Consider the following 24872-nt stretch of genomic DNA (forward strand, 5'->3'; position numbering starts at 1 on the left):
TTTTTAAATTTAAGAACGCAAAACATCGTTAGCAAAACTCAAATTTACAAAGCAAAAATAGGAGTGCAATTTGGACATCAATGATCTCTATGCTAGTTTGGTCTTTTTGCCGATAGTGCTTGCTATTTTGTTGATGATCTTTGCTGGCAGGCGAAATATAAAAGTCTATGTGAGTAAATTTGATCTAGTTGGACTGCATCTGATCTTTCCGCTCGTAATATTTCCCACCTTTGTGGCTATCTTTTGTGCAGTATGTGAGTATTTTGACGTTTCAAATGATGATGGGCTAGCTTATATTTTTTACACTATGCTTTTTATAATAGCCATTTACGCCGTTTTTGGTTTTTACGTTTGCATTAAATACAATTACGGCTTTTTAAACTGTTTTTTGGCGCTACTTTTAAGATTTAACTTCATTACGCCACTTCTTTATCTGCTATTTTTGGGTGGTAAAAATAGTGACAAAAATGGCAATGAGATAACCCCTGAAAATGCAAAAAATTTAAGCCTTTTTGGAGAGCTAAAATTTTCACTTTATAATATGATCGTCTTTAGAAAAATTAACGACAAAGAGAAATTTGCAGGCAGGGATGAGAAAAATTCTAGCGATAAAGCTCTGGTCTCTAAAGAAGAGTGGGATGAGTTTTAATAGTAGGGAGAGTTAAATTTAAAAAGAGCCAGCAAGATGCTAGCTCAGCTTACGGCAAAACTACGCCAAATTTCATAGCCACGCCATATATCATCGCGCTAATAATGCCGGCGAAAAATCCAGCAACCATATCATCGCCCATGACGCCAAGTCCGCCCTTTACGTTGCGGTCGATCCTGCCAATAATCGATGGTTTTTTGATATCAAGCACTCTAAAAAGCACGAGTGAGAGAACTAGCTGTGAGATCGTCGCTCCGCTAATGGCGATAGCGAGCCAAACGCCAGCAACTTCGTCGATCACAATAAAGCTCTCGTCGTGCGAATTTACCTTTTTTTCAAAATCATCAATGACGCTGATGCTCACTAAAAATAACAAAATGCTAGCTAGCAAAAGCGTGGTCGCTGAGAAAAAATATAGCACAAAATAAGCCACCACAGCTCCAGCCACCGAGCCCCAAGTGCCAGGTGCCCTTGGTAAAAGTCCAAATCCAAAAAATGTCAAAAATAGCTTTTGCATAAATTTCCTTAAGTGAGTGATGATGTCTGGTAGAGCTTCATGAGCTCCTCGTAAAAGTCGCGGTCGGTCTTGTTTTCAAGCAGTCCAGAATTTACAAAAAGATCGTCGCAGAGCTTTTGTATATCTTTGAAGCGATTTACATAGAGCTTGCTTAAGATGAGCGCTGAAATTTCAGGCCTAACGAGTATGGCTGGTGGCATGATGCCGTTAAATAGCAGTTCTTTGATCACGTCTGGGTGGTATTTGATCTGATGATGCTGTCCGTGCGGGCAGCTTTTGGTACTAACTAGCGTCTTACACTTGTTGCAATAAACGAGCTCTGGCAGGACGATCACGTCTAAATTTAGGTCGTTTTTGTAGATATCAAGTATCGTATGAACTTCGTTGTGGTCAAAAAACATGCCAATGCCAGAGTGATTTTGTCCGATGACTAGCTTGTTTGCGCCAAGTCTTGAAGCTGCGATGCACTCAAGCGTTGGGTTGGCGTGCGAGCTAAAAAGGGTCGTGTTTTTTAGCGCAAAGACAAAGACCTTTTTTGTTGGCAGATAGTTTTGGTTAAAGAAGTCAAGCACTTGCTTTCTGATCTCGTAATCAATATGCCTCTCTTCACGCGTTCTTATTAGAAAAACAACCACGAGATCGGCCTTGTCGATAGTCATCCTAACTAGGCGTTCATGAGCGCGGTTAAATGGATCAGCCGTCAAAAAAACAGCCGTTATCTTTTTAGCGCCACTCTCTTTTATCAGCTCATTTAGCGCATCTTTGCTTATTTGCAAGCTCTCATCATATAGCTCAAACTCGCCGCTTATGCCGTATTTGCCTAAATTTAGCGACATTTCGCTGTTTGACTCATTTGCTAAAAAAATATTTTTAGCTCGCATGCTCTCGTCAAATTTAAAGACCTTTGCCACGTCGATGTGCCCAACGATCTTGCCGTCCATATTTAAATTTACTTTTTGCCCAGCATGCAACTTGCTAGCGATATTTTGATTGACCTCGCCAAATGGAGCAAAGCCAAAAGAGTAGGGCATCGGCTCGCCGTTAAAGTAGCCCTTTTTTGCCACCTCTTTGATCTGCTCGTCGTCCATCAGGGCGCTAAAATTTGAGAGAATTTTGTTTTTGATAAGCTCTAAGGCGCCATAAACTTCGGTGTTTATAGAAATTTCACTATTTTTTCTTGCTGACGTCATATTTCTTTCTCTTTTCCCAAAGTGATTTTCTAGAAATTCCAAGCTTTTTGCTTAACTCGGTGTCGGGGAATTTATCTTGATAATTAACTATGATATATTTTATATATTCATCGATCGTGACGATCTCGCCGATATCAAAGTTTTTATCTCGGATGGAGAGTTCAAGCTCTTCAAATGGCGCACTTTGCGCAAAATCGCTAGTTTGTATAGCTACTTTTTTCTTCTTGCAAAGCTCTAAAATTTTCTCTTTTTCATCCTCTTTTAGCTCTTCGAGATTTGTGATGTATATTAGCTCGTCGCCACTTTGAGCAAGTGCTTTTTCAAGCTCGCTAAAACAGGCTTTGCCTAAAAACAAAAATGGCAAATTCCCAGCCTTTACATAGTTAAAGATAAATTTATCGCTGTAGCCATTTTTGCTTGATTTTAAAAGAAGTGGGAATTTGATCTTTTTGGCTTCAAAACAAGGTATCTCATAGTCTTTTAGGGCGAAATTTATATAGTTTTCGTAGTTTTTTATCTCGTTTTTAAAGCCTCTAAACTCTTCAAAATGCCTTATCTTTCTAACTAGCTCTTCTATCATAAATGGCTTTTGGATGTAATCCACCGCGCCCGCTTGTATCGGCTTTAGCACGGTGTCGCTGTTGATGTAGGCGATAAGTAAGATGATGATAGAGCTTTTAAATTTCTCTATGACTGGGTAGAAGTCCTGCCCTGGGAGTGTGGTAGAAAGTAACACTACATCAAAATTTTCAAATTTCAAAGCCTCTTTGACGCTCTTTGCGATCTCGCAGTCGTAGCCAAAGTCGGCTAGTTTGCTAGCCATCGAGCCAGCTAGGTAAATTTCGTTTTCTACTATTAAAATTTTCATATTTGCGTCCAGTTGTAAAATTTAAGGCTAGCGCTTGCCATGACAGCGATCCCTTCGCATCTGCCCACAAAGCCAAGCCCCTCAGTCGTTGTCGCCTTGACATTTATGCGGCTCTGGCTTAAATTTAGAGCCTGCGCGATGTTTGCCTCCATTTTTGATTTTAGCTTTGAGAGTTTTGGCTTTTGCGCCATTATCGTGATATCAGCGTTTGTTAGCACAAAGCCCACGCTTTGCACCCTTTTATAGGCTTCTTGCAATAGATAAATAGAGCTAATATCTTTAAATTTAGCGTCCGTATCAGGAAAGAGTTCGCCTATATCGCCAAGTCCAGCAGCTCCTAAAATAGCGTCAGTTAGCGCATGAAGTGCCACGTCGCCGTCGCTGTGTGCCTTTAGCCCAAACTCATAGTCGATCTTTTCGCCACAAAGCACAAGCGGACGCCCCTTTTCAAACTCATGCACATCAAAGCCGTTACCTACAAAGAGCTCGTTTTCTGGTGCTTTTAGGGCTGAAATTTTGGCAAGATCCTCTTTAAAAGTGATCTTTCTAGCCATCTCATCGCCCAAAATGTGCCAAACGCTTGCGCCAATGGCTCTCATAGCCGAGCTATCATCTGTGTAAATTTCGCCGCTACTAAGAGCCTTTTTAAGAAGTGCTGTGCGCGAGAGCTGCGGCGTTTGGATAAGTTTTACCTTTTCTCTGTCTATTGCGTTTTCGCCAAGATAGGCAGTGTCAGCGATCTTTAGCGCAGGCACTACGCAGTCAGCCTGAGCGGCCGCCTCGATGATCTTGTGAAAGAGCTCGCTTGATATGCAAGGGCGCGCGATGTCGCTAACTAAGACAAATTCGCTACTTACTAGCTCAAGTGCGTTTTTTAGGCTATCTTGTCTTGTCTCGCCGCCATCAACAAATTTATAATTTGGAGCAAATTTAGACATATATTTGCACTCTTTACTAACGACGATGATCTCCTTAAATGTGTAAAAGTTACTCAAATTTTTAGTGGCAAATAGCCAAAGTGGGTCGCTGCCGATGCGAAGCCATTGCTTCTTTACAGGTAGCTCAAAACGGCTGGAATTTCCTGCTCCTAGCATTATAAGTGAGATATCAAGCAAGGTAGCTCCTTTGAAGATTGTTACGGAATTATACACCTAAAAGCTAAATATTTCTTTTTATAGAAATAAATTTAAGGCTAGCATTTAGTTAGATCAAAACAAAAAAGGACTAAAATGAGCCTTTAAATTTTAAAAAAAGGCTAGTCATGACAAAGACGCAGATGCACTATGCTAGGCGAGGTGAGCTCACAAAGCAGATGAGCTATGTGGCAAAGATCGAGGGAGTGAGCGAAAATTTAGTGATGGATGAGGTGGCAAAAGGTAGCATCATCATCCCAGCAAACGTAAATCACACAAATTTAAAGCCTATGGGCATAGGCAGAAAGCTAAAGACGAAAATCAATGCAAATATCGGCAACTCAAGCCTAAGTAGTGACATTTGCGCGGAGCTTAGAAAGCTTGAAATTTGCTTAGAATTTGGCGCTGATACGGTTATGGATCTAAGCACGGACGGCGATTTAGACGCCATTAGAAGCGCTATTATTGAGCATTCAAGCGTACCAGTTGGAACGGTGCCGATGTATGAAATTTTAAAAGAGGCAAAAGAGGTTACAAATATCACAAATGAGCTAATTTTAAGCGTGCTAGAGAAGCAAGCAAGGCAAGGGGTTAGTTACTTTACGATACACGCTGGCTTTTTGCGTGAGTTTTTGCCACTTGTTAAAAAGCGCAAAATGGGCATAGTAAGCCGTGGCGGCAGCTTGAGCGCTAGCTACATGTCAAAGCTAAATAGGCAAAATCCATTTTATGAGATTTTTGATCAAATTTTAGAAATTTGCGCAAAATATGACGTCTCGCTCTCGCTTGGCGACGGACTTCGTCCAGGCTGCCTTTACGACGCAACAGACGAGGCACAGCTTAGTGAGCTAAAGGTGCTTGGAGAGCTTACACTTCGTGCGTGGGAAAAAGATGTACAAGTGATGATAGAAGGCCCTGGTCATGTGCCATTAAATCAAATTGAGTATAATATGAAAATCGAACAAGAGCTCTGCCATGATGCCCCATTTTACGTGCTTGGGCCGCTTGTTAGCGATATCGGCGCGGGGTATGATCATATCACTTCAGCGATTGGTGGTACGATGGCAGCATATCACGGCGCTAGCATGCTTTGCTACGTGACGCAAAAAGAGCACCTTGGCTTGCCAAATGAAAATGACGTAAGAGAGGGCATCGTAGCTCACAAGATAGCAGCTCATGCCGCAGACGTCGCACTTGGCAAGGCAGGAGCTATCGAAAAAGACCATGCGATGAGTGATGCGAGATATACGTTTGACTGGAACAAGCAGTTTGAGCTTAGCTTTGATCCAAAAAAGGCTAGAGAGCTTCACGATGAGAGCTTGCCAGAAGATGCGTTTAAGAGCGCTCATTTTTGTTCGATGTGCGGACCAAAATTTTGTGCATATAAAATTTCAAAAGATCTAGAAAAAGGAGAAAAATGTTAAATAAAGAAGAGGTCTTAAACAGACTAAAAGGCGTCATATATCCGGGGTTTGAGAAGGATATAGTTAGCTTTGGCTTTGTAAAAAATGTAGAAATCGGCGAGAAAATTACAATAGAAGTCGAGATCGTTAGCTCAAATCCTGACGTGGCAAACGAGCTAAAAACAGACATCAAACGTGTCATGGGCTCAAATGAGTACGTGTTAAATTTGATCCAGCCAAAGATACCTGAGGAGAAAAGTAACACTCAAAGTGGCAAAAATATCGCACCTCAAGTTAAAAATTTCGTAATGGTAAGCTCTGGCAAAGGCGGCGTTGGTAAATCAACCACAACGCTAAATTTAGCCATCTCAATGGCAAAACTAGGCAAAAAAGTGGGAATTTTAGACGCTGATATCTACGGACCAAATATCCCAAGAATGCTTGGTGAAGTAAATACCCAGCCACAAGTCGTTGGTAACAAGCTAAAGCCGATACTTAGCCATGGTGTTGAGATGATGAGTATGGGCGTTTTGATGGAAGAGGGCATGAGCCTTATCTGGCGTGGTTCGATGATCATGAAAGCGATCGAGCAGCTGCTAAGAGACGTGCTTTGGAGCGAGCTTGATGTCTTGTTTCTCGACATGCCTCCAGGAACGGGCGACGCGCAGCTAACTCTAGCTCAAAGCGTGCCAGTAACGGCAGGTGTCTGCGTCACAACGCCTCAAGTGGTAGCGCTTGACGATAGCAAACGTGCGCTTGATATGTTTGAGAAGCTTCACATCCCAATCGCTGGTGTCATCGAAAACATGAGCGGCTTTATCTGCCCAGATAATGGCAAAGAGTATGACATCTTTGGCAAAGGCACGACTGAAGAGGTAGCAAAAGCTTATAACACTCAAATTTTAGCTGAAATTCCTATCGAGCCAGCTGTTAGAGTGGGTGGCGATAATGGCAAGCCAGTTAGCTTCTATGAGCCAAACTCAGTCACTGCAAAACGCTATGAGAGCGCAGCTGCAAGGCTTTGGGAGATAATAGAAAATATAAATAACGGCGGCGGGGCTGATAACTCAGCGATCCAGCCAGTAAATGACGGCAAGAGTGCTTGCTCGAAGTAAATTTACAAAAGATAAAATTTAGAGCAAATTTTAAAATTTGCCAGTTTAAATTTGGCTACCAAAATTTGGCTTTGATTGATGCAGGGTTTAAATTTTGGAGCCAAAATGTAATCATTAAAAAGAAAATTTAACAGGAGAAAAGATGAAAGCGATCGTAACCGTAGTCGGAAAAGATAGAGTTGGCATCGTTGCTGGCGTCTCAGCAAAGCTTAGCGAGCTAGGGCTAAACATAGATGATATAAGCCAGACTATTTTGAGTGACTTTTTCACGATGATGGCGGTGGTTTCAAGCGATGAAAATAAGGACTTTACAGCCTTAAGAGCGGAGCTAGATAAGCTTGGAGAGAGCCTAAAAGTAAAGATAAATATCCAAAGCTCAGCCATTTTTGATGCGATGCACAAAATTTAAGGACAAAATATGGATATCAAAAACGTAACCGAAACTATCTCGATGATCGAGGAGCAAAATTTTGACATCAGAACGATCACGATGGGCATTAGTTTGCTTGACTGCATCGACCCTGACATGGGCAAAGCCTGCGACAAAATTTACGCAAAAATCACCACTAAAGCCAAAGACCTAGTTAGAGTGGGTAACGAAATTTCTGCTGAGCTAGGCATACCAATCGTCAATAAAAGAGTGAGCGTGACGCCTATCTCGATAATCGGCGCCGCAACCAACGCGAGTGACTACGTAATGATCGCAAAGACGCTTGATAGGGCGGCTATTGAAGTTGGTATTGATTTTATAGGTGGTTTTTCGGCTCTAGTGCAAAAGGGCTATCAAAAGGGTGATGAAATTTTGATAAATTCTATCCCGCAAGCACTCGCTCAAACCGCAAAATTGTGCTCAAGCGTCAATGTCGGCTCAACAAAAAGTGGCATAAATATGAGCGCGGTGCGTGACATGGGGCGCATCATAAAAGAGACGGCGGCGGCATCAGAGATGGGCTGTGCAAAGCTCGTTGTCTTTGCAAACGCAGTCGAGGACAATCCTTTCATGGCCGGTGCATTTCACGGCGTGGGCGAGGCTGATGTGGTGATAAATGTCGGCGTTTCAGGCCCAGGCGTCGTAAAAAGAGCGCTTGAAAAGGTGCGTGGCGAGAGCTTTGACGTGGTGGCTGAGACTGTGAAAAAGACGGCGTTTAAGATCACTCGTATCGGTCAGTTAGTCGGTCAAATGGCGAGCGAGCGCCTTGGGGTGAAATTTGGTATCGTCGATCTCTCTCTTGCTCCGACACCAGCCGTGGGCGACTCTGTGGCTCGCGTGCTTGAGGAGATGGGGCTTGAGGCTGTCGGTACGCACGGCACGACTGCGGCGCTTGCTCTCTTAAATGACGCGGTCAAAAAAGGTGGCGTCATGGCGTGCAATCAAGTGGGCGGCTTAAGTGGCGCATTTATCCCAGTCTCAGAAGATGAGGGCATGATAGCTGCGGTGCGCGCGGGATCGCTAAATTTAGAAAAACTTGAAGCGATGACGGCGATATGCTCGGTGGGGCTTGATATGATCGCCATACCAGCAGATACACCAAGCCAAAGTATAGCTGCGATGATCGCTGATGAGGCGGCTATCGGCGTTATAAATCAAAAAACAACAGCTGTTCGCATTATACCTTTAGGTAAAGAGGGCGATATGATCGAGTTTGGCGGCCTTTTAGGAAGAGCGCCTGTGATGAAGATAAACAAAGCCTCAAGTGCCGACTTCATCGCTCGTGGCGGACAAATCCCAGCACCTATCCATAGTTTTAAAAACTAAAAGTTTCTAAAAGGATGGTTATAAAATGAAAGCAGTTGGACTATTCTTTATGATTTTGCTTTTATCTGGTTGCTCGGCACTATATCCATTTTATAGCAAAGAGATGAAATTTGAAGCAGCAGGTCTTGGTAAAGATGGTATCTATAGATCAAATTTTAATAATGATGAAGACATTCTTATTAAGATGACATCAGCAAAGACAAAAGAGGGCGAAAAATACCGAATAATATATACTTTGCACATACCAAGTAATTCTACGCAGATGGATTTTAACATTGGTGATAAGTTTGTAGCAAAGTATGATTGCTCAAAAATGTATTGCGAGCCAAATGATGATCTAGACAATATAGTCGTAGAGTGGGTTGAGCCTGAAAGAGGAGTATTTTTAGGCGGTATAAATTTAAAAAATTTACGACTAATAAAGGCGTATTAAATTCATAAGGATATGTAAAAATACGAGTTTTTTAATAAATTTGATAGTAAAAAAAGAAAAATTTAACAAGGAGCTAAAATGAAAATTTTATCACTGCTTACGGCGCTACTTTTTGGAGCGGTATGTGGCTTTGCAAATGACGGCAAAGTAAGAAGTATCGACATCTACGTCACGCCATACTACTCAGCAAATGCTGGCAAGGTGGAGTATGTCAAGGTCTATGACAAGATAGATGAGCTTTTAAAAAGTGGCAAAGAAGAGGACTTTAAAAAGGCTGAAAAGATCGTGCAAGACGCCCCACAAATGGTCTCTCCGATAACTCTTTTTGTTCTCTCAGCTCGCGCTTATGATCTTGGACTTCGCGATGATGCGGTATTTTGGTTTTATGCGGCAAAAAACCGCGCGATCTTGCTAAGAGGCGTTATAGACATGGAGGGCGAGAAATTCGCTGACGTGGTGGCTGCGATAGGGGCGTTTATGAAGCTTGTTGGCGACGTGGTCAATCCTTATGCATTTTGCGATATCAAAAAGCAACAAGAGATCGCTGATAAAGCGCTTGAATGGACTAAGAAAAATGCCTATGAAGCGATGTTCTCACCAGAATTTAGCTCGCCTCACGAAGATAGAAAAGCAGCACTTGCAAAAGGCATAGAAAAGCTAGAAGCCCGCAATAAAAAAGAGAAAGATTACTTTTTAGACAAAGACAATCTTGCTAACTTTAAAGCTATGCGCAAGCAAAATGGCACTGATGAGAAATTTTGCTTCTAAATAGCGATATAAATTTGAAAATTTGCTTGTAAATTTAGCTTTTGCTTTATGCTAAAAGGGCAAATTTACAAGCTGCTTATATTTTAGCTGACGACAAATTTACTTAAATTTGGCTCTTTTTCGTAAGAGTGGCAAAAGCACAAAAAATGAGAATAAAAATGACTTTAAAATTTGGCGAACTTGAAAAAGTTGCAACAGATGATGGCTTTATCTGGTATGCGGAGGCGAAGCTTGAAAGTGCAATTTTTGGGCAGGTAGCGTTTTGCCTTGTTAGCACAGATAGAGCAGACGTGGATGATGAGACTACTTTGCTAGCAGAGCGAATTGCCAGTGATATCGACCGGTATGTAAAAGAGTCGCTTGCTTTTTTAAAAGATGAGCTTAGGCGAGGGTGCTTTTTGAACAAAAACGAGCTTAAATTGCTTGACGTGCCAGTTTGCGAACTGCTATTTAGCTCGCCACAATGTACCTTTTATGCGGGTGATAAGCAGTGGTTGATGAGATTCGCAGGGGGCGAGCTTGATATCTGCGAGCCTTACGGTATAGGGGTGATCTTTGAGGGTGAAAGGCCGCTTTGTTTAGAAAATTTAGAGCTTAGTAGTGAGTGTTAAACGTTTAAATTTTTAAATTTACGCATTAAAAGCTAGTTAAGATTTTCAAGCCTTGTAAAAATGATGAAATTTTGTTTTTAGGTATTGGCTGCGATCAAGAGGCGCTAGAGTTTTTAAATGATTAAATTTTGCTGTTTTAGGTTTTGCGCCCAAAACAGCAAAATTTATAAGCTAAGCGTTGCAGCAGTCGCTCGGGTCTTTTTCTTTTGTGATCCTAGCTCTTAGGTCGTGGCGGATGATCTCTATCGACCAAAACCAGATCATGTGACCCACAAACTCAGAGACATACTCATACCAAGGAAGTGTCCAAAGTGGCGGAGTGAGGCCAAGAAGCGGCAGTGAGATGCCATGAACTGCGATAGTTGCTAAGATACCAGCCATCACGCCTTGCCACATCGTGATCTTTGGAAATTTCTCAGCCACGAGGCAGTAGCCAACGGCAAAGACTATTGAAAATATGATGTGCGTTAGCATCACGTAGTTAAAGGCATGCCCTGCAAACAGCAGCGTTTGGATCGGCGATACCGACATAATCTCTCAAAACACATAAGGGGGATTTAGAAAATTTCTCGAGCAGTCGATCGCATCAGCTGCTCTGATGGCACTTTCTGGTCCGCAAGCTGCGTTAAACATATCCATAGGGCTTCTTGGTGGAAGCGGCACCTCTGTACCCCATTTGACAAAAGCTGAAACTACGCCAGCGACTAGGCCGATCAATGCAGCTAGAGCAAATTTTGGTTTGGTAGCTAAATTTGACATTTTGTCTCCTTGTAAAATTTGCGACATTTTATTTCTATTTTTTTTATGATAAGGTTAATCATTATTATAATTTATAAATTTACCAAAACCAAAATACTTTAAAATCATAAAATTTTTAGCCATTTTTGGCTAGACTAAGAAAAAATTTAAAGGAGAATAGATGTCTAAAGAGTTTAAAGACGCAAACGAATTTAAGGAATTTTTTGAAGAATTTAGAAAAAAAGATGGCTACAAAGATCCAGTTGCTTTTGGCATCGCAAGAGTCGATCGCGGACAAAAAAATAGCGACAAAATTTTGCAAGCAAGTTACGCCGTTGTAAATTATAAAGAGAGCTTTTTAAGCGCAGCTGCTTTTATCTACGCCTTGCAAAAGTGCGATGTTGAGGTTGATTTTGGTGCATCCGAGTTCGTGACTGATCTCACGCCAAAGGTAGCAAAAAAGGCTAGCAAGCTCTTTAGCGTCTTTGAAAAAGATATAAAATCACACAAAAACGTGGAGAATTTACACGCTGTGAAGATGGCATTTGATGACGATCTTGAGCTAAATGAGAATAAATTTAAGCTTGTATTTTTATTTGATGACGCAAAGCCACTTAGCGTAGAAGCCGTCTATCTCAAGCTCTACTTGATCTCGCTTGGCAAGGTCGCACCTAGGACGATCGTGCTTGATGGAGCATTTGGGGTGCTACCAAATGTCGCATGGACTAGCCAAAACATCCCGATCGAGCTTGAGTGGCTAAGGGAAAATGAAATTTCTCTAAAGATGTTTGGCGAGTATCCAGCGATCGTGAGCGTGGATAAATTCCCAAGATTTTTAAGTCATATCATCCCAGCTGATAATACGAGAATTTTAGACGCTGCCAAAGTCCGCATGGGCGCAGCTGTGCATCCTGGCACAGTCGTCATGCCAGGGGCTGCTTACATCAACTTTAATGCAGGCACGACTGGCGGAGTGATGGTTGAGGGCAGGGTCAGCAGCTCTGTCGTCGTGGGCGAGGGCAGTGACGTTGGCGGCGGAGCTAGCATACTTGGCGTGCTAAGCGGCACGAACGGCAACCCTGTAAGCATCGGCAAACACTGCTTGCTTGGCGCAAACTCAGTCACAGGCGTGCCACTTGGCGATAACTGCATCGTGGATGCTGGCATAGCGGTGCTTGAGGGTACAAAGGTCTATATCTTGGCCAGTGAGCGCGAAAAGCTAGCTAAGCTAAATCCTAGCTTTAAATTTGAAGCTGAAATTTACAAAGCGCTTGAGCTTGGCGGGCTAAACGGGCTTCATTTTAGACAAAATAGCCAAACAGGTCAGATCACTGCAAGCGCGAGCAAAAGGGCGATCAAGCTAAATGAGGCACTTCATTAAAAGGAGCTAGCATGAAAGTTGGCATTTTGATGTTTGACAAGATAAATTTGTTAAGCTTTGCCAAAATTTATGATTTTTTGCATAAATTTGAAGGTTTTAACATCAAAACCTACGCCCTAAAGCCTGAGATAGTCGATGAATTTGGCGTCAGGCTTCATCCTGAAATTTATGCTGAGAGCCTTTACGGCGTGGATATCTTGGTCGTGCCAGATGGCGTTGGAGCGCTTGGGCTAAGGTATGATGAGATATTTTTAAGCTGGATAAAAAGCTCAGCGAGCGCGAAATTTAAGATCGGCTTTGACCTTGGCATGCTTATCCTTGGCGGGGCTGGATTTTTAGAAGACAGGGAGGCTTGCATAAGAGGCGGATACAAAAACGCGCTGAGTGGCTACTGCGAGGTAAATGACGCTAAGATGTGCGAGAGCAGGGGTGTGATAAGCGTTAGCGAATTTGATGATGAGATCAAAGAGCAGCTCGCAAAAATCCTAAGTAAAGATAAAATTTAAGGGCTTTGGCTCTTAAATTTGATAGAAATTTTATCTTTTTAATGAGCTTATAGCTTGTTTTATGGCGCTATTTACCACTTCTAAATGCCACTTTATCCATGCCGTAAAGTCAAAATTTGAATTATTTTCAAGTTTTGTTGTCTGCTCTAAAATTTCATAATAATCTTTTTTATTTGCGTAAATAATGCTCAATATTGAAAACGGCTTAATGCTTTCACTGGCCAAGCAGTAGTGCGCCAAGCCCTTGCCATGCGTCCGTTGCCGCCCTCATAAGGATGGATGATCACAAGCCAAAGGTGCGCTAAGGCACTTTTTACATAGGTGTTTTCATGGCTTTTATTGATAAAATTTAAAAAATTTCTCATCCTCTACGCGCTCTGCTGGCAAGGCTTTGTAGTGGATTTGCACATTTTTTGAAGGACCTGAGACGACGCTCATCTCATCATCTCTAAATTTAGCTCTTTTTATCTTGTAAGTTTTGCTATGGCTATATTCAAACAAGGCATTGTGCCAGCCATGTAGCCGCTCGAAGTTCATATAAGCTTTGTTTAAATTTGCTTCAAGCATTAGCGAGACTAGATTATCGCTGTGCCTAGTCGCATGAGTATCAGCTAACCAGTCAAAATTTTCATCTAGTCTCTTTTTTACCGATGAGCGAATGCTTGATCTTTTTAGCCTCTCGCCTTCTATGAGAGATGAGTAAAAGATCTCACATCCTCTAGGGTGTTAATTTGCGCCTTTAAAAGATCGTTTCTGCTAATATTGCTTGCTATCTCTTTTAAAATTTCGTGATCTTGCTCTAGTCTATTTGTAAGGATGTTTATTATTCTTTTGTCGTAAGAAAAATTTGGGTAGTTGGGATGTTGCCATATCCACAGGCTTTATATTTTATACTTAATGTCTCGAATTTGTTTATAGCAGTAAAATTTTATATATGCATTGCTTTTGATTTGTTATTTGTAAAAAACTTTTTTATTAGAAAAGAGCCAGCTAAAGTTAAGGCTAGATAAGATTATCTACCTAACCTATAATCTCTTCTGGCATCCTTATAACCACGTCTATAACCACGATCAAAACCATCATCGTAGTCGTCATCATTATAGTAGCCTCCACGGTAACCACGCTGAAATCTATCAAACCTGTCGTACTCATTTTGATAGTATGGGTGGTAGTTAGGCGGATATGGCGCATAGTTTGGATCAACAGGATAGTAGCCACTCATGCGACAACTATCCTCATCAAAATCTTTCAATCCAAAACGAAATTTATATCCGTCTATCTTTTTACTAAGGGCGTCATAGTTTCTCGTGTCGCCATAAAATTTAGCCATTTCTCTTTCATTTATGAGCTTGCAAAGCCCGATCTCTATCTTCTTAGTATAGTTTGCAGCTAGCAGCATCGTAAATGTACAAAACAAAATGGCTATAAATTTCATCTTAGTCTCCTATTTTTATATTTCCGCCTTTGCCAAGACCACCTTTTACATTTTGGACTTTATAATCTTTTAGCGCGACTATAAGTTGGTTCATCGCGTCCATAAAAGCATTTACGATCATCCTGCCCTCTGGTGTCTTTGTGTAGCCACCAAGTCCAGCACTCACACGTGAAAATGAATTTGAGCCCATGCCAAAGAAGTCAAAGTTGCTATCACTGCCGACTGCACCAGCGATTTGTACGCCTGAGCGGTTGTCTATAAGAAGCAAAGATGTTTGTGTTTCGCTCTTTGAAAAGCCTCCGCTTACCTTGCCAGCAACGTTGCCAAAGACAGCGCCTACAAGTCCGCTGATACCGCCAGTATCCTCTTTGCTAAATGTGATCTCTGGCTGCATGGTATAATCAGCCGCTACGACTTGACCTTTGTGAAATTTAGAACCTTTTCTTAGCTCGCCACTAGCTTCAAGCGCGCGCTCTTGCATCATATTATCCATACTTCTGCCACGCTCGACGATGACGAAGCAGCCAGTTTGCTGAGCTAAGATCCTTAGCACCGGCACAGTTGAGCCAAGTTGATAATCTCTAGTTAGATATGAGTACCATGAGCTACTTTGATCTTCGTAAAAAGATAATGTTCCTAGTGTTTGGCTGCAACGCTCGATTTTCGTGTTGGCATTTTTGGCTGTATCTCCTGCTGCGGCACCAGTTACACCGCTATTGCTACTAGCGCATCCAGCAAATAAACAAAGAGCGGCAACGCTGCTAAAGACCTTAGATGCTAAAAATCTCTTTTTCATGAAGATCCTTTTTAATGTAATTAGAAGTGCAAATATTATAAGAAAATAATATTTTGTGAAAACTTAAATTTTAAAAGAAAAATATAAAAGTAAAATTTAAGCGGCCAGCAAGATGCCAGCCACATAAATTATTCGACAGTTACGCTTTTTGCGAGGTTTCTTGGCATATCGACATTGTTGCCAAGTCTAACGGAAATTTCAAGTGCAAGTAGCTGAAGCACAAGCATCATCTCGAAAAATTCGCTCATATAGTGATCTTGAACGCTAGTTTTTACGTAGTCATCGCTTAGTTCAAACTCAAGTGGGCTTATCGCTAGGATATAAGCATCTCTTGCAGCAAGCTCTTCGACGTTACTTTTTGTCTTTTCATATAGTAAGTTTTGAGGCATTAAAGCGATCGTAAATAGCTTCTCATCTGCAAGTGCGATAGGTCCGTGCTTCATCTCGCCTGATGGATAGCCCTCGGCATGAAGATATGAAATTTCTTTAAGTTTTAACGCACCTTCAAGTGCTAGCGGATAGAAGATGTCTCTACCGATGAAGAAGAAGCCATGACCGTGCAAATAGTGCTTGCTTAGGCGGTGAAGCTTCTCTTGCAAAGAGTTATCTATATTTAAAATTTGTGGGATGTGAAGAAGCGTTTTGATCTCGTGATCAAGCTCTTTTTTGCTGATAGATCCCTTTGCTGATGCCATTTGAAGCACAAGCATCCAAAGCACGATGATTTGCGTTGCAAAGGCCTTTGTGCTTGCCACACCTTTTTCGATGCCAGCGCGAGTTAGAAGCGTATTATCAGCTAGCCTAACGATAGATGAGTTATCGACATTGCAAATAGCAAGTGTCTTTAGCCCAGCCTCTTTTGCGATCCTAAGCGCCTCAAGAGTATCAGCTGTCTCGCCACTTTGCGAGATGACGATGAAGAGCGAGTTTTTGTTTAGATAAGGCTTTCTATATCTAAATTCGCTTGCCACTTCGACCTTTGTTCTAACTTTGGCAAGCCTTTCAAAAAGATAGCTTGCAGTTAGTGCTGCATGATAGCTCGTACCGCACGCACAAAGCACAACATCATCGATGCCTTTTAGGTATTCATCGTCTAAATTTTCAAGGGTGACTTTGTGGTTTTTAACTCTGCCCATGATGGTTTCAGACACAACAGCGCCTTGCTCGTAAATTTCTTTCTCCATAAAAAATGTATAACCCTCTTTTTGGGCATAGCTCTTATCTTTTGGCAGTGCGTTAAAAGTTATGCTAGCCTTTTTGCCGTGTTTGAAAACAGCTATCTCGTCTAAGCTCACATAGCCATAGTTGTTGTCATCAAGATATGCCACTTCTGTTGCGTTGCCGATGAGTGGGGCATCTGATGAGGCAAAATATAACTCTTTTTTGTCGCTTTTGCCTATCGCCATAGGAGCGGCATCTTTTGCGAAAAATATCTTATCAGGTGCAGTTTTGGTGATAAGTAGCGTCGCATAAGCGCCTCTTAGCTTTGCGATAGTCGCCTCATAAGCCTTAAATGGATCTTTTTTCTCTTTTAAAATTTCTTCAAAAAGGTGCACGATTACTTCGGTGTCGGTTTGGCTCACAAATTTCACGCCCTTTGCCTCAAGCTCATCTTTAAGCTCTTTGTAGTTTTCGATGATGCCGTTGTGAACGACAAATGAGTGCTCGCCAAGGTGCGGGTGAGCATTTATCTCAGTTGGTTTGCCGTGAGTTGCCCAGCGTGTGTGACCTATCGCCACGCCAAAGCCCTCTGATGTAAAGTCCTTTGTCTTTAGGGCTAAATTTTCAAGCTTGCCGACCGCTTTGAAAAAGTCGATCTTGCCATCACTCATCACAGCCATGCCAGCGCTGTCGTATCCACGATACTCAAGCTCTTTTAGCCCGCTTAAAATGACCTCTTTTTTCTCTTTATCTCCGATGTATCCTACGATTCCACACATGTTTTACTCGCTTATTAATAAATTTAATATCTCTTCGCCTTTACTCTCAAGTCGCTCGTTTTTCTCGATCAAAAAGAGATTTCTCGTTCTATTTTTAACCGTCTGAATTCTAGCACTCGTGACTTGAAAATGAAGCCTATCAAAAACACTCATCACATAAGCCATTAGCCCGCGCTGATCTTTTGCGTTGATGCTAAGTTTGGCGTAATCTTTTGAGTGATTTAGCTCGAAGTTTATCTCATCTTTGTTAATATTTGGTTTCAAAGGCTCTCTTAAAACCTCGCTATTTAGGGATTTTAGGGCTAAAATTTTAGTGTTTTCAAGCTCGTGATTTTTTACATTTTGGTTAAAGTCAAGCCTGATATAAAATTTCTTCTCAAAAAGCTCAAATATCTCCATATACGCAAGGTCAAATTTGGCAAATTCATAGAGCAGGGCGCTTAAATTTAGGCTCTTGTTTGTATAAATTTGAATGCTTAAATTTTTTGTATTGTTTATGAAAATTTCGGTTTCGTTTAAGCTATCAGCTACTTTGCTTAAATTTATGATCTCGCTTGCGCTATATTTTGTAAAGACCAAATTTGATGTGATCTTAAAAATTTTCTCTTGCAGCTTTGGCTCAAGCGCCAAAAACTCGCTATTTCGTTTTATAGACTGCTCTTTTTTTACTCGCCTTGTCGCTTCATCAAGTAAATTTTCATCGCTAAATGCACTAAGAGAAATTTCATAAAGCTCTCTTAAAAGCTTTGCTGTGTAGGCATTATAAAGCCTCTCATTTGTGGCGTTTATCACGCAGTAGCTAAGGATGTAAAGTAGCTTTAAAACCTGCTTGTCGCCTAGCTTTGATATGAAGGCAAAGATGACGCGCTGTGAGTAGATATCCTCTCTGTTTGAGACGTTGCTCATTAGGGTGTGGTATTTTATCAAGATGACGCCGATGTTGATAGCTTTTTGGCTTAAATTTAGCTTGTTCGCGTAGGCTCTAAAGATGTTTGCACCGATGTTTGCGTGATCTTTGCCACCAAGTCCTTTGCCTACGTCATGCATAAGCGTCACGATCTTAAGCATCGTTTTGCCCTCTAAGCAAAGCTCAGCATAGAGATTTTTTATAAATTTATCTTTTATGTTTTCAAGAAATTTGACACTTAAGATGCTATGTTCATCAACCGTAAATTCGTGATAGCCGTCATATTCTGCTAGCTGGGAGATATGCTCCATCGGTTTTATCAAAATTTGTATCATCTGTGCATCGAGCAAGGATTTTAAGATAGCGTAGGAATTTTCTCTTAAAAATATCTTCTTAAACTCGCTGATAGCGCGCTCTAAACCATCTTTTGTGATGATGGCTCGCTTGATATAAAAGATCGCGCTTATATCAAATTTATAATCCACATCTTTTAGCTCCAAAAGCTCATTTATGAGATCCTCGATAAGGGCTGGCTTTTTGTGAAGTGGCACGTAGATGACGCCATTTATCTCGTAAAAGCCATTTTTTAGCCTAGCAAATTTTCTCTGCTCGAAGCTTAGCTCGCTTTTGAAAAATGGCCTACAAAGCGAAGCTGCGATAAATCTTGAATAAATGGCTACGTTATTCATCGAGCTTAGCATCTTTTGGCTGATGACGCTCTCGTTGTCTTGCAGCTTTTTGGACTTTGTCTGCATGAAATTTGTCGTGATCTCGACACTTGAAGCGCTGAAAGTGTCGGTGTTTTGAGTTAAATTTAAAGCACTTAGCAAGCTTAGTAAAAAATCCACGTTTAGGTTAAAGCTAGCAATCTCTTTTTCATTCATCACTTTTAGGGCTTGTGATCTAACTGAAACGTCGCTATCAAGGCAGTTTAGTATGCAGTTTAAGCGGTAAATTTCATCGATCCCGCCAAAGCCACTTTTTAAATTTGGCTCTTGTGTCAAGTAGCTTATGCTAGAAAATGGCAAAAATGCCTTTAAATGGTAGTTTAAAAAGGCTTTTTTATCAAATTCTTTTATCTTTATGATCTCGCTTTTTACTAGGCGGTAGAGGCTTTTTGAGCCACAAATGTAGCGAAGTTGTGAGGTTTCGCTTTTAAATTTAAGGTCATCTTTGAAATTTATAAAAATTTCATCCACTTCGGCAATTTTTATCACAAATTTCATGCCAGAGCTATCTAAAATTTCAGAAAATTCTTTTAAGAAATTTTTTATATTATAGCCCTTTAAATTTTTATAAACTAGCAAAATTTCAAGCTCGCTATTTGCGCTAAGTAGCGTTTGAGCGTATTTGCCAGTGGCTAGAACGCTAAAAACAAAGCTGTCATTTTGTGGCACAAACTCATCAAAAAATTCTCGCATAGTTTCATTTAAATAAGATTTTATAAAATCATCATACTCTTTGGCTAAGAAATTTGTGAAATTTCTGCCTTGGTTTTTTTGAAAATGTTTTGGCAAATTTGCCTTAAAATCAAGAAATTTCTCTTTGATCCTTGAATAATTATCGCTATTTTTGGCACTTTTATCAGCTAGCATTTAGTGTTTCCATTGTTAAAAATATCTTGGCAAATGTTACATAATTTTTGCAAAAACAAAGCTTTATTTGCTTATAATAAAGCCTTAAGTTCAGCTTTAGGACGATATAAATAATGAATCTATTACAAAAACTAGAAAGTGGCGAGAGATTAAGCAAGCAAGAGGCTTTTTCGCTTTATGAGCTTGATCTTTTTACCTTGGCTAAATTTGCCGACAAAAAGCGCAGAAAACTGCACGGCAACAAGGTCTTTTTTAATGTAAATCGCCATATCAATCCAACAAATATCTGTGCTGACATCTGTAAATTTTGCGCATTTTCAGCCCACAGAAAAAATCCAAATCCATACCTAATGAGCCACGAAGAAATTTTAAAGATCGTTGATGAGAGCGTGAGTCACGGCGTAAAAGAGATACACATCGTCTCCGCCCACAACGCAACTAGCGGTTGGCAGTGGTATTTAGAAATTTTTAAAAAGATAAAGGCAGCTCATCCAGAGCTTCATGTAAAGGCGATGACTGCGGCTGAGATTGATTTTTTATCAAGGCATTATGGCTTAAGCTACGATGAGGTGATAGAAAAGATGCTCGAATACGGCGTCGATAGCATGCCAGGCGGTGGGGCTGAAATTTTTGACGAAGAGGTCAGGGCTAAAATTTGCAAAGGCAAGGTTAGTAGCGAGAACTGGCTCAAAATTCACAAAATGTGGCACGACAAAGGCAGACAAAGCAACGCTACAATGCTTTTTGGCCACATAGAAAGCCGTGAAAATAGGATCGATCACATGCTAAGGATCAGAGACTTGCAGGATGAAACTGGCGGATTTAACGCATTTATCCCGCTTGTCTATCAAAGAGAAAATAACTACTTAAAAGATGTTAAATTTCTAGGATCTGCTGAAATTTTAAAGACTATGGCGATATCTCGCTTGGTGCTTGATAACGTCCCACACATTAAAGCTTACTGGGCCACTTCGACTCTAAATTTAGCGATGATCGCTCAGGAATTTGGCGCTGATGATCTTGATGGCACGATAGAAAAAGAGAGTATCCAAAGTGCAGCTGGTGCAAATAGCGCAAATGGCGTCACACTAAAGACATTTTGCGATCTTATTAAAACATCTGGTTTTACGCCGGTTGAGCGTGATAGCTTATATAACGAACTTAAAATTTACTAAAGGAGCTTGGGGTGAAATTTTTTGACTTAGCACAAAACAAAACGAGTGTGAAGCAGGAATTTGGAGCGGGACTTACGACATTTTTAGCGATGATGTATATCGTGCCGGTAAATGCGATCATTATGAGCAAAACTGGCATGCCTTATGAGGCGCTAATAACGGCAACAGCGCTAATTACCATATTTTCTACGATATTAAATGGTCTTTGGGCGAACACGCCAGTTGCGATGAGCGTTGGCATGGGGCTTAATGCTTATTTTACATTTGGCCTTTGCATCGGCATGAAAGTGCCTTGGCAAACGGCTCTTGGCGTTGTTTTCTTAAGCGGTGTGATATTTGTCGTCTTGTCTTTTACAAATTTTAGAATGTGGATAATAAGATCCATCCCACTTGATCTAAGAAGAGCGATAAGCGCTGGTATAGGCACATTTATCAGCTTTGTTGCGTTTCAGCAAATGGGCTTTATCGTAAATAACGATGCGGTTTTGGTTGGCATAGGAAATTTCAGAGATCCAAACGTGCTTCTTGGCGTTTTGGGGCTATTTTTGGTTATTTGCTTTTGGGCGTGGAAGATAAAGGGCGCGTTTATCCTAGCCGTGCTTGTCACTTCAGTGATCGCTTGGGTGCTTGGCATCGCTCCTCATCCAACAGAAATTTTCTCAACTCCAGCCTCTATCTCGCCGATATTTTTAGAGCTTGACATAAAAGGTGCCTTTAGCCTAGCTTTACTCCCAGTTGTTATCACATTTTTTGTGACCGATCTTTTTGACTCGATAGGCACACTAGCTGGCGTTGGCACAAGGGCTGGGATATTTGACGAAAACAAAAAAGATGGCGTCGTAAAACTTGAAAAAACTCTTGAAGCTGACGCTGTTGCTACCGCAGCCGGCTCGCTTGTAGGTGTAAGTACGACCACATCGTTTGTAGAGAGCGCAAGCGGCGTAGAAGAGGGTGGCAGGACTGGCCTAACAGCTGTATTTTGCGGACTCTTATTTATACTTACACTATTTATGTTGCCACTTTTTAAAGCTATCCCTGGCAATGCCATCTATCCGATCCTCGTAATGGTCGGCGTGCTTATGTTTGCCGAGCTTGCTAGCATAAATTTTAAAGATCCAGCCATCGCCGTTGCGACATTTTTCATAGTTGTGCTCATCCCGCTTACTTACTCGATCACAAACGGTCTTGCATTTGGCTTTATGTCATACGTCATAGTTAAGCTCATAAAGAGAGAATTTAGCGATATAAATTTAGGTGTAGTCGTGCTAGCGCTTATTAGTTTTATCGTATTTTTAGTGCATTGATAAGGATGAAAAATGATATTTTATAGCTACGATGAATTTGCCGTTGATGCCAAAAAGATGGCAAAGCAGATAAAAGATGAGTTTGATCCAGAGGTGATACTAGCTGTGGCAAGGGGCGGTCTAACGCTTGGTCACTCGCTAGCTGTCGCGCTTGAAAATAGAAATTTATTTACCTTAAATTCTATCCACTACGAGGATACAAACAAGCTTGATACGATACAAATTTTTAACGTGCCAGATCTTAGCAAATACACTAAAATTTTGCTTGTTGATGATATCATCGATAGCGGCGAGAGCATGGTCGAGATAAAAAGAGAGCTGCTTAAACGCTATCCAAATTTAGATATAAAGATAGCAACTGTATTTTATAAAGAGAAGGCTCTGCTTTTGCCTGAATTTAAGGTAAAAGAGGCTCATGACTGGGTTGAGTTTTTCTGGGATATACATATTTAAGGGCTAAATTTGTTAGAAAGAGTTAGAGAATTTGCTAGCAGACACATCGCTTTTAGCGTATTTTTGATATGTTTGATTGATTTTGTTTTTCTACTTTATGCGGCAAATTCTCTTAGTATAAGCTACAATGAGGCTGAAATTTTCTTTCAAAAGCACAGCCTTTTAAGCTACATCTTAAAACTAAGCACCCATTTTTTTGGTCAAAATGACCTTGCTGTGCGAGGCGTGATGATATTTTTTCACATCGCAAGCGTGGTTTTGATGTATAAGGTGAGCAAATTTTACATCAAGCTTGAGTTTGACAGGATCATAGCCGTCCTACTTTTTGTGCTACTTCCTGGCACGCTAGCTTCAGCCCTTATCATAAATAACGCTGGAATTTGCATCACTTTAGCGCTTTTATGTATATATCTTTTTCATATTAAAAAGAAAATTTTATTTAGTCTCTTTTTCTGCCTAGCATTTTTCATAGATGGCGATTTTTTGATATTTTATGCAGGATTTTTTATATTTGCACTTTATAAAAGAAAGCCGCCACTTGCATGGCTTAGTGCCATTTTATTTTTGCTGACACTTTACTTTTTTGGCTTTGAAACAAATGGCAGACCAAGTGGGCACTTTATCGATACTTTTGGCATATTTGCTGCTGTATTTTCGCCATTTGTCTTTATCTTTTTTGTATATACGATTTATAGAATTTGGGTTAAGGAAAAGAAGGATCTTTTGTGGTTTATCGCCATTTGCTCATTTTGCTTTTGTATGATAGTCTCTGTGCGCCAAAGGCTAGAACTTGAGCAGTTTTTGCCATTTTGCGTGATCGCAACGCCACTTATGGTAAGAATTTTTTTCAACTCGTATCGCGTGAGACTGCCAAAATTTAGAAAAGGACACAAAATTTGCACTGGCTTAGTGATGCTTTTTTTGGTATTTAACTGGTCAGTGATCATCTTTAATCAAATTTTTTACCTCTTTTTAAACGATCCTACAAAACATCTCACTTATAAATTTGATGTAGCAAAAGAGCTGGCAGATAAGCTAAAAGAGGCTGGAGTGCAAGATATAGCGACCGAAGATACAAGGCTTGCACTAAGGCTTAAATTTTATGGGATAAAAACAAAAAGTTACTCTAAAAATTTATTAGCAAGTGCCGATTTAGATGAGAAGTCAAAATTTAGTATAGAAAAAATGGGAAAAGTAGTTGCAAATTTCAATATCAAGGAACGATAAGCTGTGAAAAAAAGAGCTTTTACGATGATAGAGCTTATTTTTGTTATTGTTGTTGTTGGAATTTTAGCTGCCATTATGATCCCAAAACTAAACAGAAATGCCTCAAGAGAAGCTGCAAATCAGATCCTAACTCATATAAGATACACTCAACACCTCGCTATGCAGGATGATAAGTATGAAAATTTTGTTAGTGATAATCCTGTGAAATGGTATAGAATGAGATGGGGAGTAGCTTTTAATAATACTAGTTTGCAAAAATGCTCTATAGATAAGCCAGGAGTTAATACTTGGAAATATAGTGTCTTTTTTGACAAAAGTTTAAATGGAAATATAAATTCAGAAAGTGAAGTTGCAAACGATATCTATAAAAGCGGGAAACTCCTTAGTGGAGGCTGGAGTAGTGGAATAGTAACAGAAGCTACTTGCAAAAAGTGGAATAAAGAATTAAATTTAGGAAAAAGGTTTGGCATAACATCGGTTGATTTTAAAGATGGTTGCAATGGAATGCAAACTATAATTTTTGATGAAATGGGCCGACCTATGAGAGTAGCAAGTACTACTTCTGGTGGAGCAAAGCGTCCTTATGATAGACTTCTTAAAAAAGATTGCAGTATAACAATAACTGATAAACGCGGCAATCAAACAACCATTACTATAGAAAAAGAAAGTGGCTTTGCATCTATAAAAGAAAATAGTTAAATTTAGTTAAAAATTTATAGTTTTTATTTTTTAAAAAAGTTACCATTTTTTAATCTGCATTTAAGCATCCCTCATATATAATTCCAGCTCACGAAACGAGAAACCACCTTTAACTTCAACGTTAATAAAGCCTTTTTCTTATCGTTGTTCTTTTAACTTACAATTGTTAAACTATTAGTCAATCTTTGAAATCTAAACAAGTGATCGATTGAGCCAGTCTATTATGATTAAATAATAGATTAGACAAACTAATATAAAAATTAAAAGTTTTTT

Annotated in this window: 29 protein-coding genes and 1 pseudogene; 15 read left to right on the top strand and 15 right to left on the bottom strand. The window is 40.4% G+C overall.

Annotated elements, in window-relative coordinates; genetic code table 11:
• The first annotated feature begins 70 nt into the window (after nucleotides 1-70).
• A complete protein-coding gene (locus CVS86_RS09030; protein ID WP_107791669.1) occupies nucleotides 71-649 on the top strand; it encodes a hypothetical protein in 579 nt (192 codons plus the stop codon).
• Nucleotides 650-698: 49 nt separating this feature from the next.
• Here CVS86_RS09030 and CVS86_RS09035 read toward each other — a convergent pair whose 3' ends face one another.
• The 4 genes from CVS86_RS09035 to CVS86_RS09050 are packed head-to-tail and all read right to left on the bottom strand — an operon-like array spanning nucleotide 699 to nucleotide 4339.
• Nucleotides 699-1166 carry a phosphatidylglycerophosphatase A gene (locus tag CVS86_RS09035; RefSeq protein WP_107791670.1) on the bottom strand — a complete coding sequence of 156 codons (468 nt, stop codon included), beginning with the start codon at nucleotides 1164-1166 and terminating at the stop codon, nucleotides 699-701.
• An 8-nt stretch (nucleotides 1167-1174) separates the two neighbouring features.
• Complete coding sequence (locus tag CVS86_RS09040; protein ID WP_107791671.1) at nucleotides 1175-2356, bottom strand: sulfate adenylyltransferase; 1182 nt, start codon at nucleotides 2354-2356, stop codon at nucleotides 1175-1177.
• The gene (locus CVS86_RS09045) at nucleotides 2334-3224 is read right to left on the bottom strand and encodes a response regulator (RefSeq protein ID WP_107791672.1); all 891 of its coding nucleotides are present in this window, start codon (nucleotides 3222-3224) and stop codon (nucleotides 2334-2336) included. The genes CVS86_RS09040 and CVS86_RS09045 overlap by 23 nt, the downstream gene beginning before the upstream one ends.
• Nucleotides 3221-4339: a bifunctional 2-C-methyl-D-erythritol 4-phosphate cytidylyltransferase/2-C-methyl-D-erythritol 2,4-cyclodiphosphate synthase gene (locus tag CVS86_RS09050; protein ID WP_107791673.1), complete on the bottom strand. Its 1119-nt coding sequence runs from the start codon at nucleotides 4337-4339 to the stop codon at nucleotides 3221-3223. The genes CVS86_RS09045 and CVS86_RS09050 overlap by 4 nt, the downstream gene beginning before the upstream one ends.
• Before the next feature lie 146 nt (nucleotides 4340-4485).
• Here CVS86_RS09050 and thiC point away from each other — a divergent pair, with 146 nt between their 5' ends.
• From thiC to CVS86_RS09085, 7 genes are all read left to right on the top strand, one after another.
• Nucleotides 4486-5781 (top strand): phosphomethylpyrimidine synthase ThiC, encoded by a 1296-nt coding sequence (gene thiC / locus CVS86_RS09055; RefSeq protein WP_107791674.1) that lies wholly within the window; start codon nucleotides 4486-4488, stop codon nucleotides 5779-5781.
• Nucleotides 5775-6875, top strand: a complete 1101-nt coding sequence (locus CVS86_RS09060) for an Mrp/NBP35 family ATP-binding protein (RefSeq protein ID WP_107791675.1) — start codon at nucleotides 5775-5777, stop codon at nucleotides 6873-6875. The genes thiC and CVS86_RS09060 overlap by 7 nt, the downstream gene beginning before the upstream one ends.
• 142 nt (nucleotides 6876-7017) lie before the next feature.
• Entirely contained in the window at nucleotides 7018-7284 is a 267-nt protein-coding gene (locus tag CVS86_RS09065) for an ACT domain-containing protein (protein WP_002939508.1), read from the top strand.
• A 9-nt stretch (nucleotides 7285-7293) separates the two neighbouring features.
• On the top strand, nucleotides 7294-8631 hold the full coding sequence (locus CVS86_RS09070) for a PFL family protein (protein ID WP_107791676.1): 1338 nt from the start codon (nucleotides 7294-7296) through the stop codon (nucleotides 8629-8631).
• Nucleotides 8632-8656: 25 nt separating this feature from the next.
• Complete coding sequence (locus CVS86_RS09075) at nucleotides 8657-9064, top strand: hypothetical protein (RefSeq protein WP_087582036.1); 408 nt, start codon at nucleotides 8657-8659, stop codon at nucleotides 9062-9064.
• A 78-nt stretch (nucleotides 9065-9142) separates the two neighbouring features.
• A complete protein-coding gene (locus tag CVS86_RS09080) occupies nucleotides 9143-9832 on the top strand; it encodes a cytochrome-c oxidase (protein ID WP_103645734.1) in 690 nt (229 codons plus the stop codon).
• A 146-nt stretch (nucleotides 9833-9978) separates the two neighbouring features.
• Nucleotides 9979-10443 (top strand): hypothetical protein, encoded by a 465-nt coding sequence (locus tag CVS86_RS09085; protein ID WP_234399261.1) that lies wholly within the window; start codon nucleotides 9979-9981, stop codon nucleotides 10441-10443.
• A gap of 171 nt (nucleotides 10444-10614) precedes the next feature.
• Here CVS86_RS09085 and CVS86_RS10065 read toward each other — a convergent pair whose 3' ends face one another.
• Nucleotides 10615-10974, bottom strand: a complete 360-nt coding sequence (locus tag CVS86_RS10065) for a DUF1440 domain-containing protein (protein WP_234399262.1) — start codon at nucleotides 10972-10974, stop codon at nucleotides 10615-10617.
• A 6-nt stretch (nucleotides 10975-10980) separates the two neighbouring features.
• On the bottom strand, nucleotides 10981-11202 hold the full coding sequence (locus CVS86_RS10070; protein ID WP_234399263.1) for a hypothetical protein: 222 nt from the start codon (nucleotides 11200-11202) through the stop codon (nucleotides 10981-10983).
• A gap of 160 nt (nucleotides 11203-11362) precedes the next feature.
• Here CVS86_RS10070 and CVS86_RS09095 point away from each other — a divergent pair, with 160 nt between their 5' ends.
• Nucleotides 11363-12562: a tetrahydrodipicolinate N-succinyltransferase N-terminal domain-containing protein gene (locus tag CVS86_RS09095; RefSeq protein WP_107791677.1), complete on the top strand. Its 1200-nt coding sequence runs from the start codon at nucleotides 11363-11365 to the stop codon at nucleotides 12560-12562.
• 11 nt (nucleotides 12563-12573) lie between these two features.
• Nucleotides 12574-13068, top strand: a complete 495-nt coding sequence (locus tag CVS86_RS09100; RefSeq protein WP_084041531.1) for a hypothetical protein — start codon at nucleotides 12574-12576, stop codon at nucleotides 13066-13068.
• Between the two features lie 30 nt (nucleotides 13069-13098).
• Here CVS86_RS09100 and CVS86_RS09830 read toward each other — a convergent pair whose 3' ends face one another.
• The 9 genes and pseudogenes from CVS86_RS09830 to CVS86_RS09135 form a co-directional block, all read right to left on the bottom strand.
• Complete coding sequence (locus CVS86_RS09830; protein WP_159070818.1) at nucleotides 13099-13260, bottom strand: hypothetical protein; 162 nt, start codon at nucleotides 13258-13260, stop codon at nucleotides 13099-13101.
• A complete protein-coding gene (locus CVS86_RS09105; RefSeq protein WP_107791678.1) occupies nucleotides 13257-13433 on the bottom strand; it encodes a Fic family protein in 177 nt (58 codons plus the stop codon). Before CVS86_RS09105 ends, CVS86_RS09830 begins: the two co-directional genes overlap by 4 nt.
• Nucleotides 13405-13635: a hypothetical protein gene (locus CVS86_RS10075; protein WP_234399264.1), complete on the bottom strand. Its 231-nt coding sequence runs from the start codon at nucleotides 13633-13635 to the stop codon at nucleotides 13405-13407. Before CVS86_RS10075 ends, CVS86_RS09105 begins: the two co-directional genes overlap by 29 nt.
• Nucleotides 13636-13713: 78 nt before the next feature.
• Nucleotides 13714-13776, bottom strand: a pseudogene (locus CVS86_RS10300) (hypothetical protein); the annotation flags it as partial.
• Nucleotides 13755-13946: a DUF4172 domain-containing protein gene (locus tag CVS86_RS10305; protein ID WP_107791686.1), complete on the bottom strand. Its 192-nt coding sequence runs from the start codon at nucleotides 13944-13946 to the stop codon at nucleotides 13755-13757. The gene CVS86_RS10305 and the pseudogene CVS86_RS10300, both read right to left, overlap by 22 nt.
• Nucleotides 13947-14080: 134 nt before the next feature.
• A complete protein-coding gene (locus CVS86_RS09120) occupies nucleotides 14081-14503 on the bottom strand; it encodes a gamma-glutamyl phosphate reductase (RefSeq protein WP_107791679.1) in 423 nt (140 codons plus the stop codon).
• A 1-nt stretch (nucleotide 14504) separates the two neighbouring features.
• Nucleotides 14505-15299: a CsgG/HfaB family protein gene (locus CVS86_RS09125; RefSeq protein ID WP_012001529.1), complete on the bottom strand. Its 795-nt coding sequence runs from the start codon at nucleotides 15297-15299 to the stop codon at nucleotides 14505-14507.
• Between the two features lie 128 nt (nucleotides 15300-15427).
• Nucleotides 15428-17239, bottom strand: a complete 1812-nt coding sequence (gene glmS, locus CVS86_RS09130; RefSeq protein ID WP_107791680.1) for a glutamine--fructose-6-phosphate transaminase (isomerizing) — start codon at nucleotides 17237-17239, stop codon at nucleotides 15428-15430.
• Nucleotides 17240-17242: 3 nt separating this feature from the next.
• Nucleotides 17243-19741, bottom strand: coding sequence for an HD domain-containing protein (locus CVS86_RS09135; RefSeq protein WP_107791681.1), 2499 nt, complete (start codon nucleotides 19739-19741; stop codon nucleotides 17243-17245).
• A 110-nt stretch (nucleotides 19742-19851) separates the two neighbouring features.
• On the opposite strand from CVS86_RS09135, the gene mqnE reads away from it, so the two are divergent.
• The 5 genes from mqnE to CVS86_RS09160 are packed head-to-tail and all read left to right on the top strand — an operon-like array spanning nucleotide 19852 to nucleotide 24599.
• Nucleotides 19852-20916, top strand: a complete 1065-nt coding sequence (mqnE, locus tag CVS86_RS09140) for an aminofutalosine synthase MqnE (RefSeq protein ID WP_103569336.1) — start codon at nucleotides 19852-19854, stop codon at nucleotides 20914-20916.
• Nucleotides 20917-20927: 11 nt separating this feature from the next.
• Nucleotides 20928-22220: an NCS2 family permease gene (locus CVS86_RS09145; protein ID WP_103590555.1), complete on the top strand. Its 1293-nt coding sequence runs from the start codon at nucleotides 20928-20930 to the stop codon at nucleotides 22218-22220.
• Nucleotides 22221-22232: 12 nt separating this feature from the next.
• A complete protein-coding gene (locus CVS86_RS09150; RefSeq protein WP_012001533.1) occupies nucleotides 22233-22673 on the top strand; it encodes a phosphoribosyltransferase in 441 nt (146 codons plus the stop codon).
• A gap of 9 nt (nucleotides 22674-22682) precedes the next feature.
• A complete protein-coding gene (locus CVS86_RS09155) occupies nucleotides 22683-23900 on the top strand; it encodes an ArnT family glycosyltransferase (RefSeq protein WP_107791682.1) in 1218 nt (405 codons plus the stop codon).
• 3 nt (nucleotides 23901-23903) lie between these two features.
• On the top strand, nucleotides 23904-24599 hold the full coding sequence (locus CVS86_RS09160; protein WP_103646447.1) for a Tfp pilus assembly protein FimT/FimU: 696 nt from the start codon (nucleotides 23904-23906) through the stop codon (nucleotides 24597-24599).
• Nucleotides 24600-24872 lie beyond the last annotated feature (273 nt).

Source organism: Campylobacter concisus (assembly GCF_003048605.1).
Lineage (GTDB): Bacteria > Campylobacterota > Campylobacteria > Campylobacterales > Campylobacteraceae > Campylobacter_A > Campylobacter_A concisus_BM.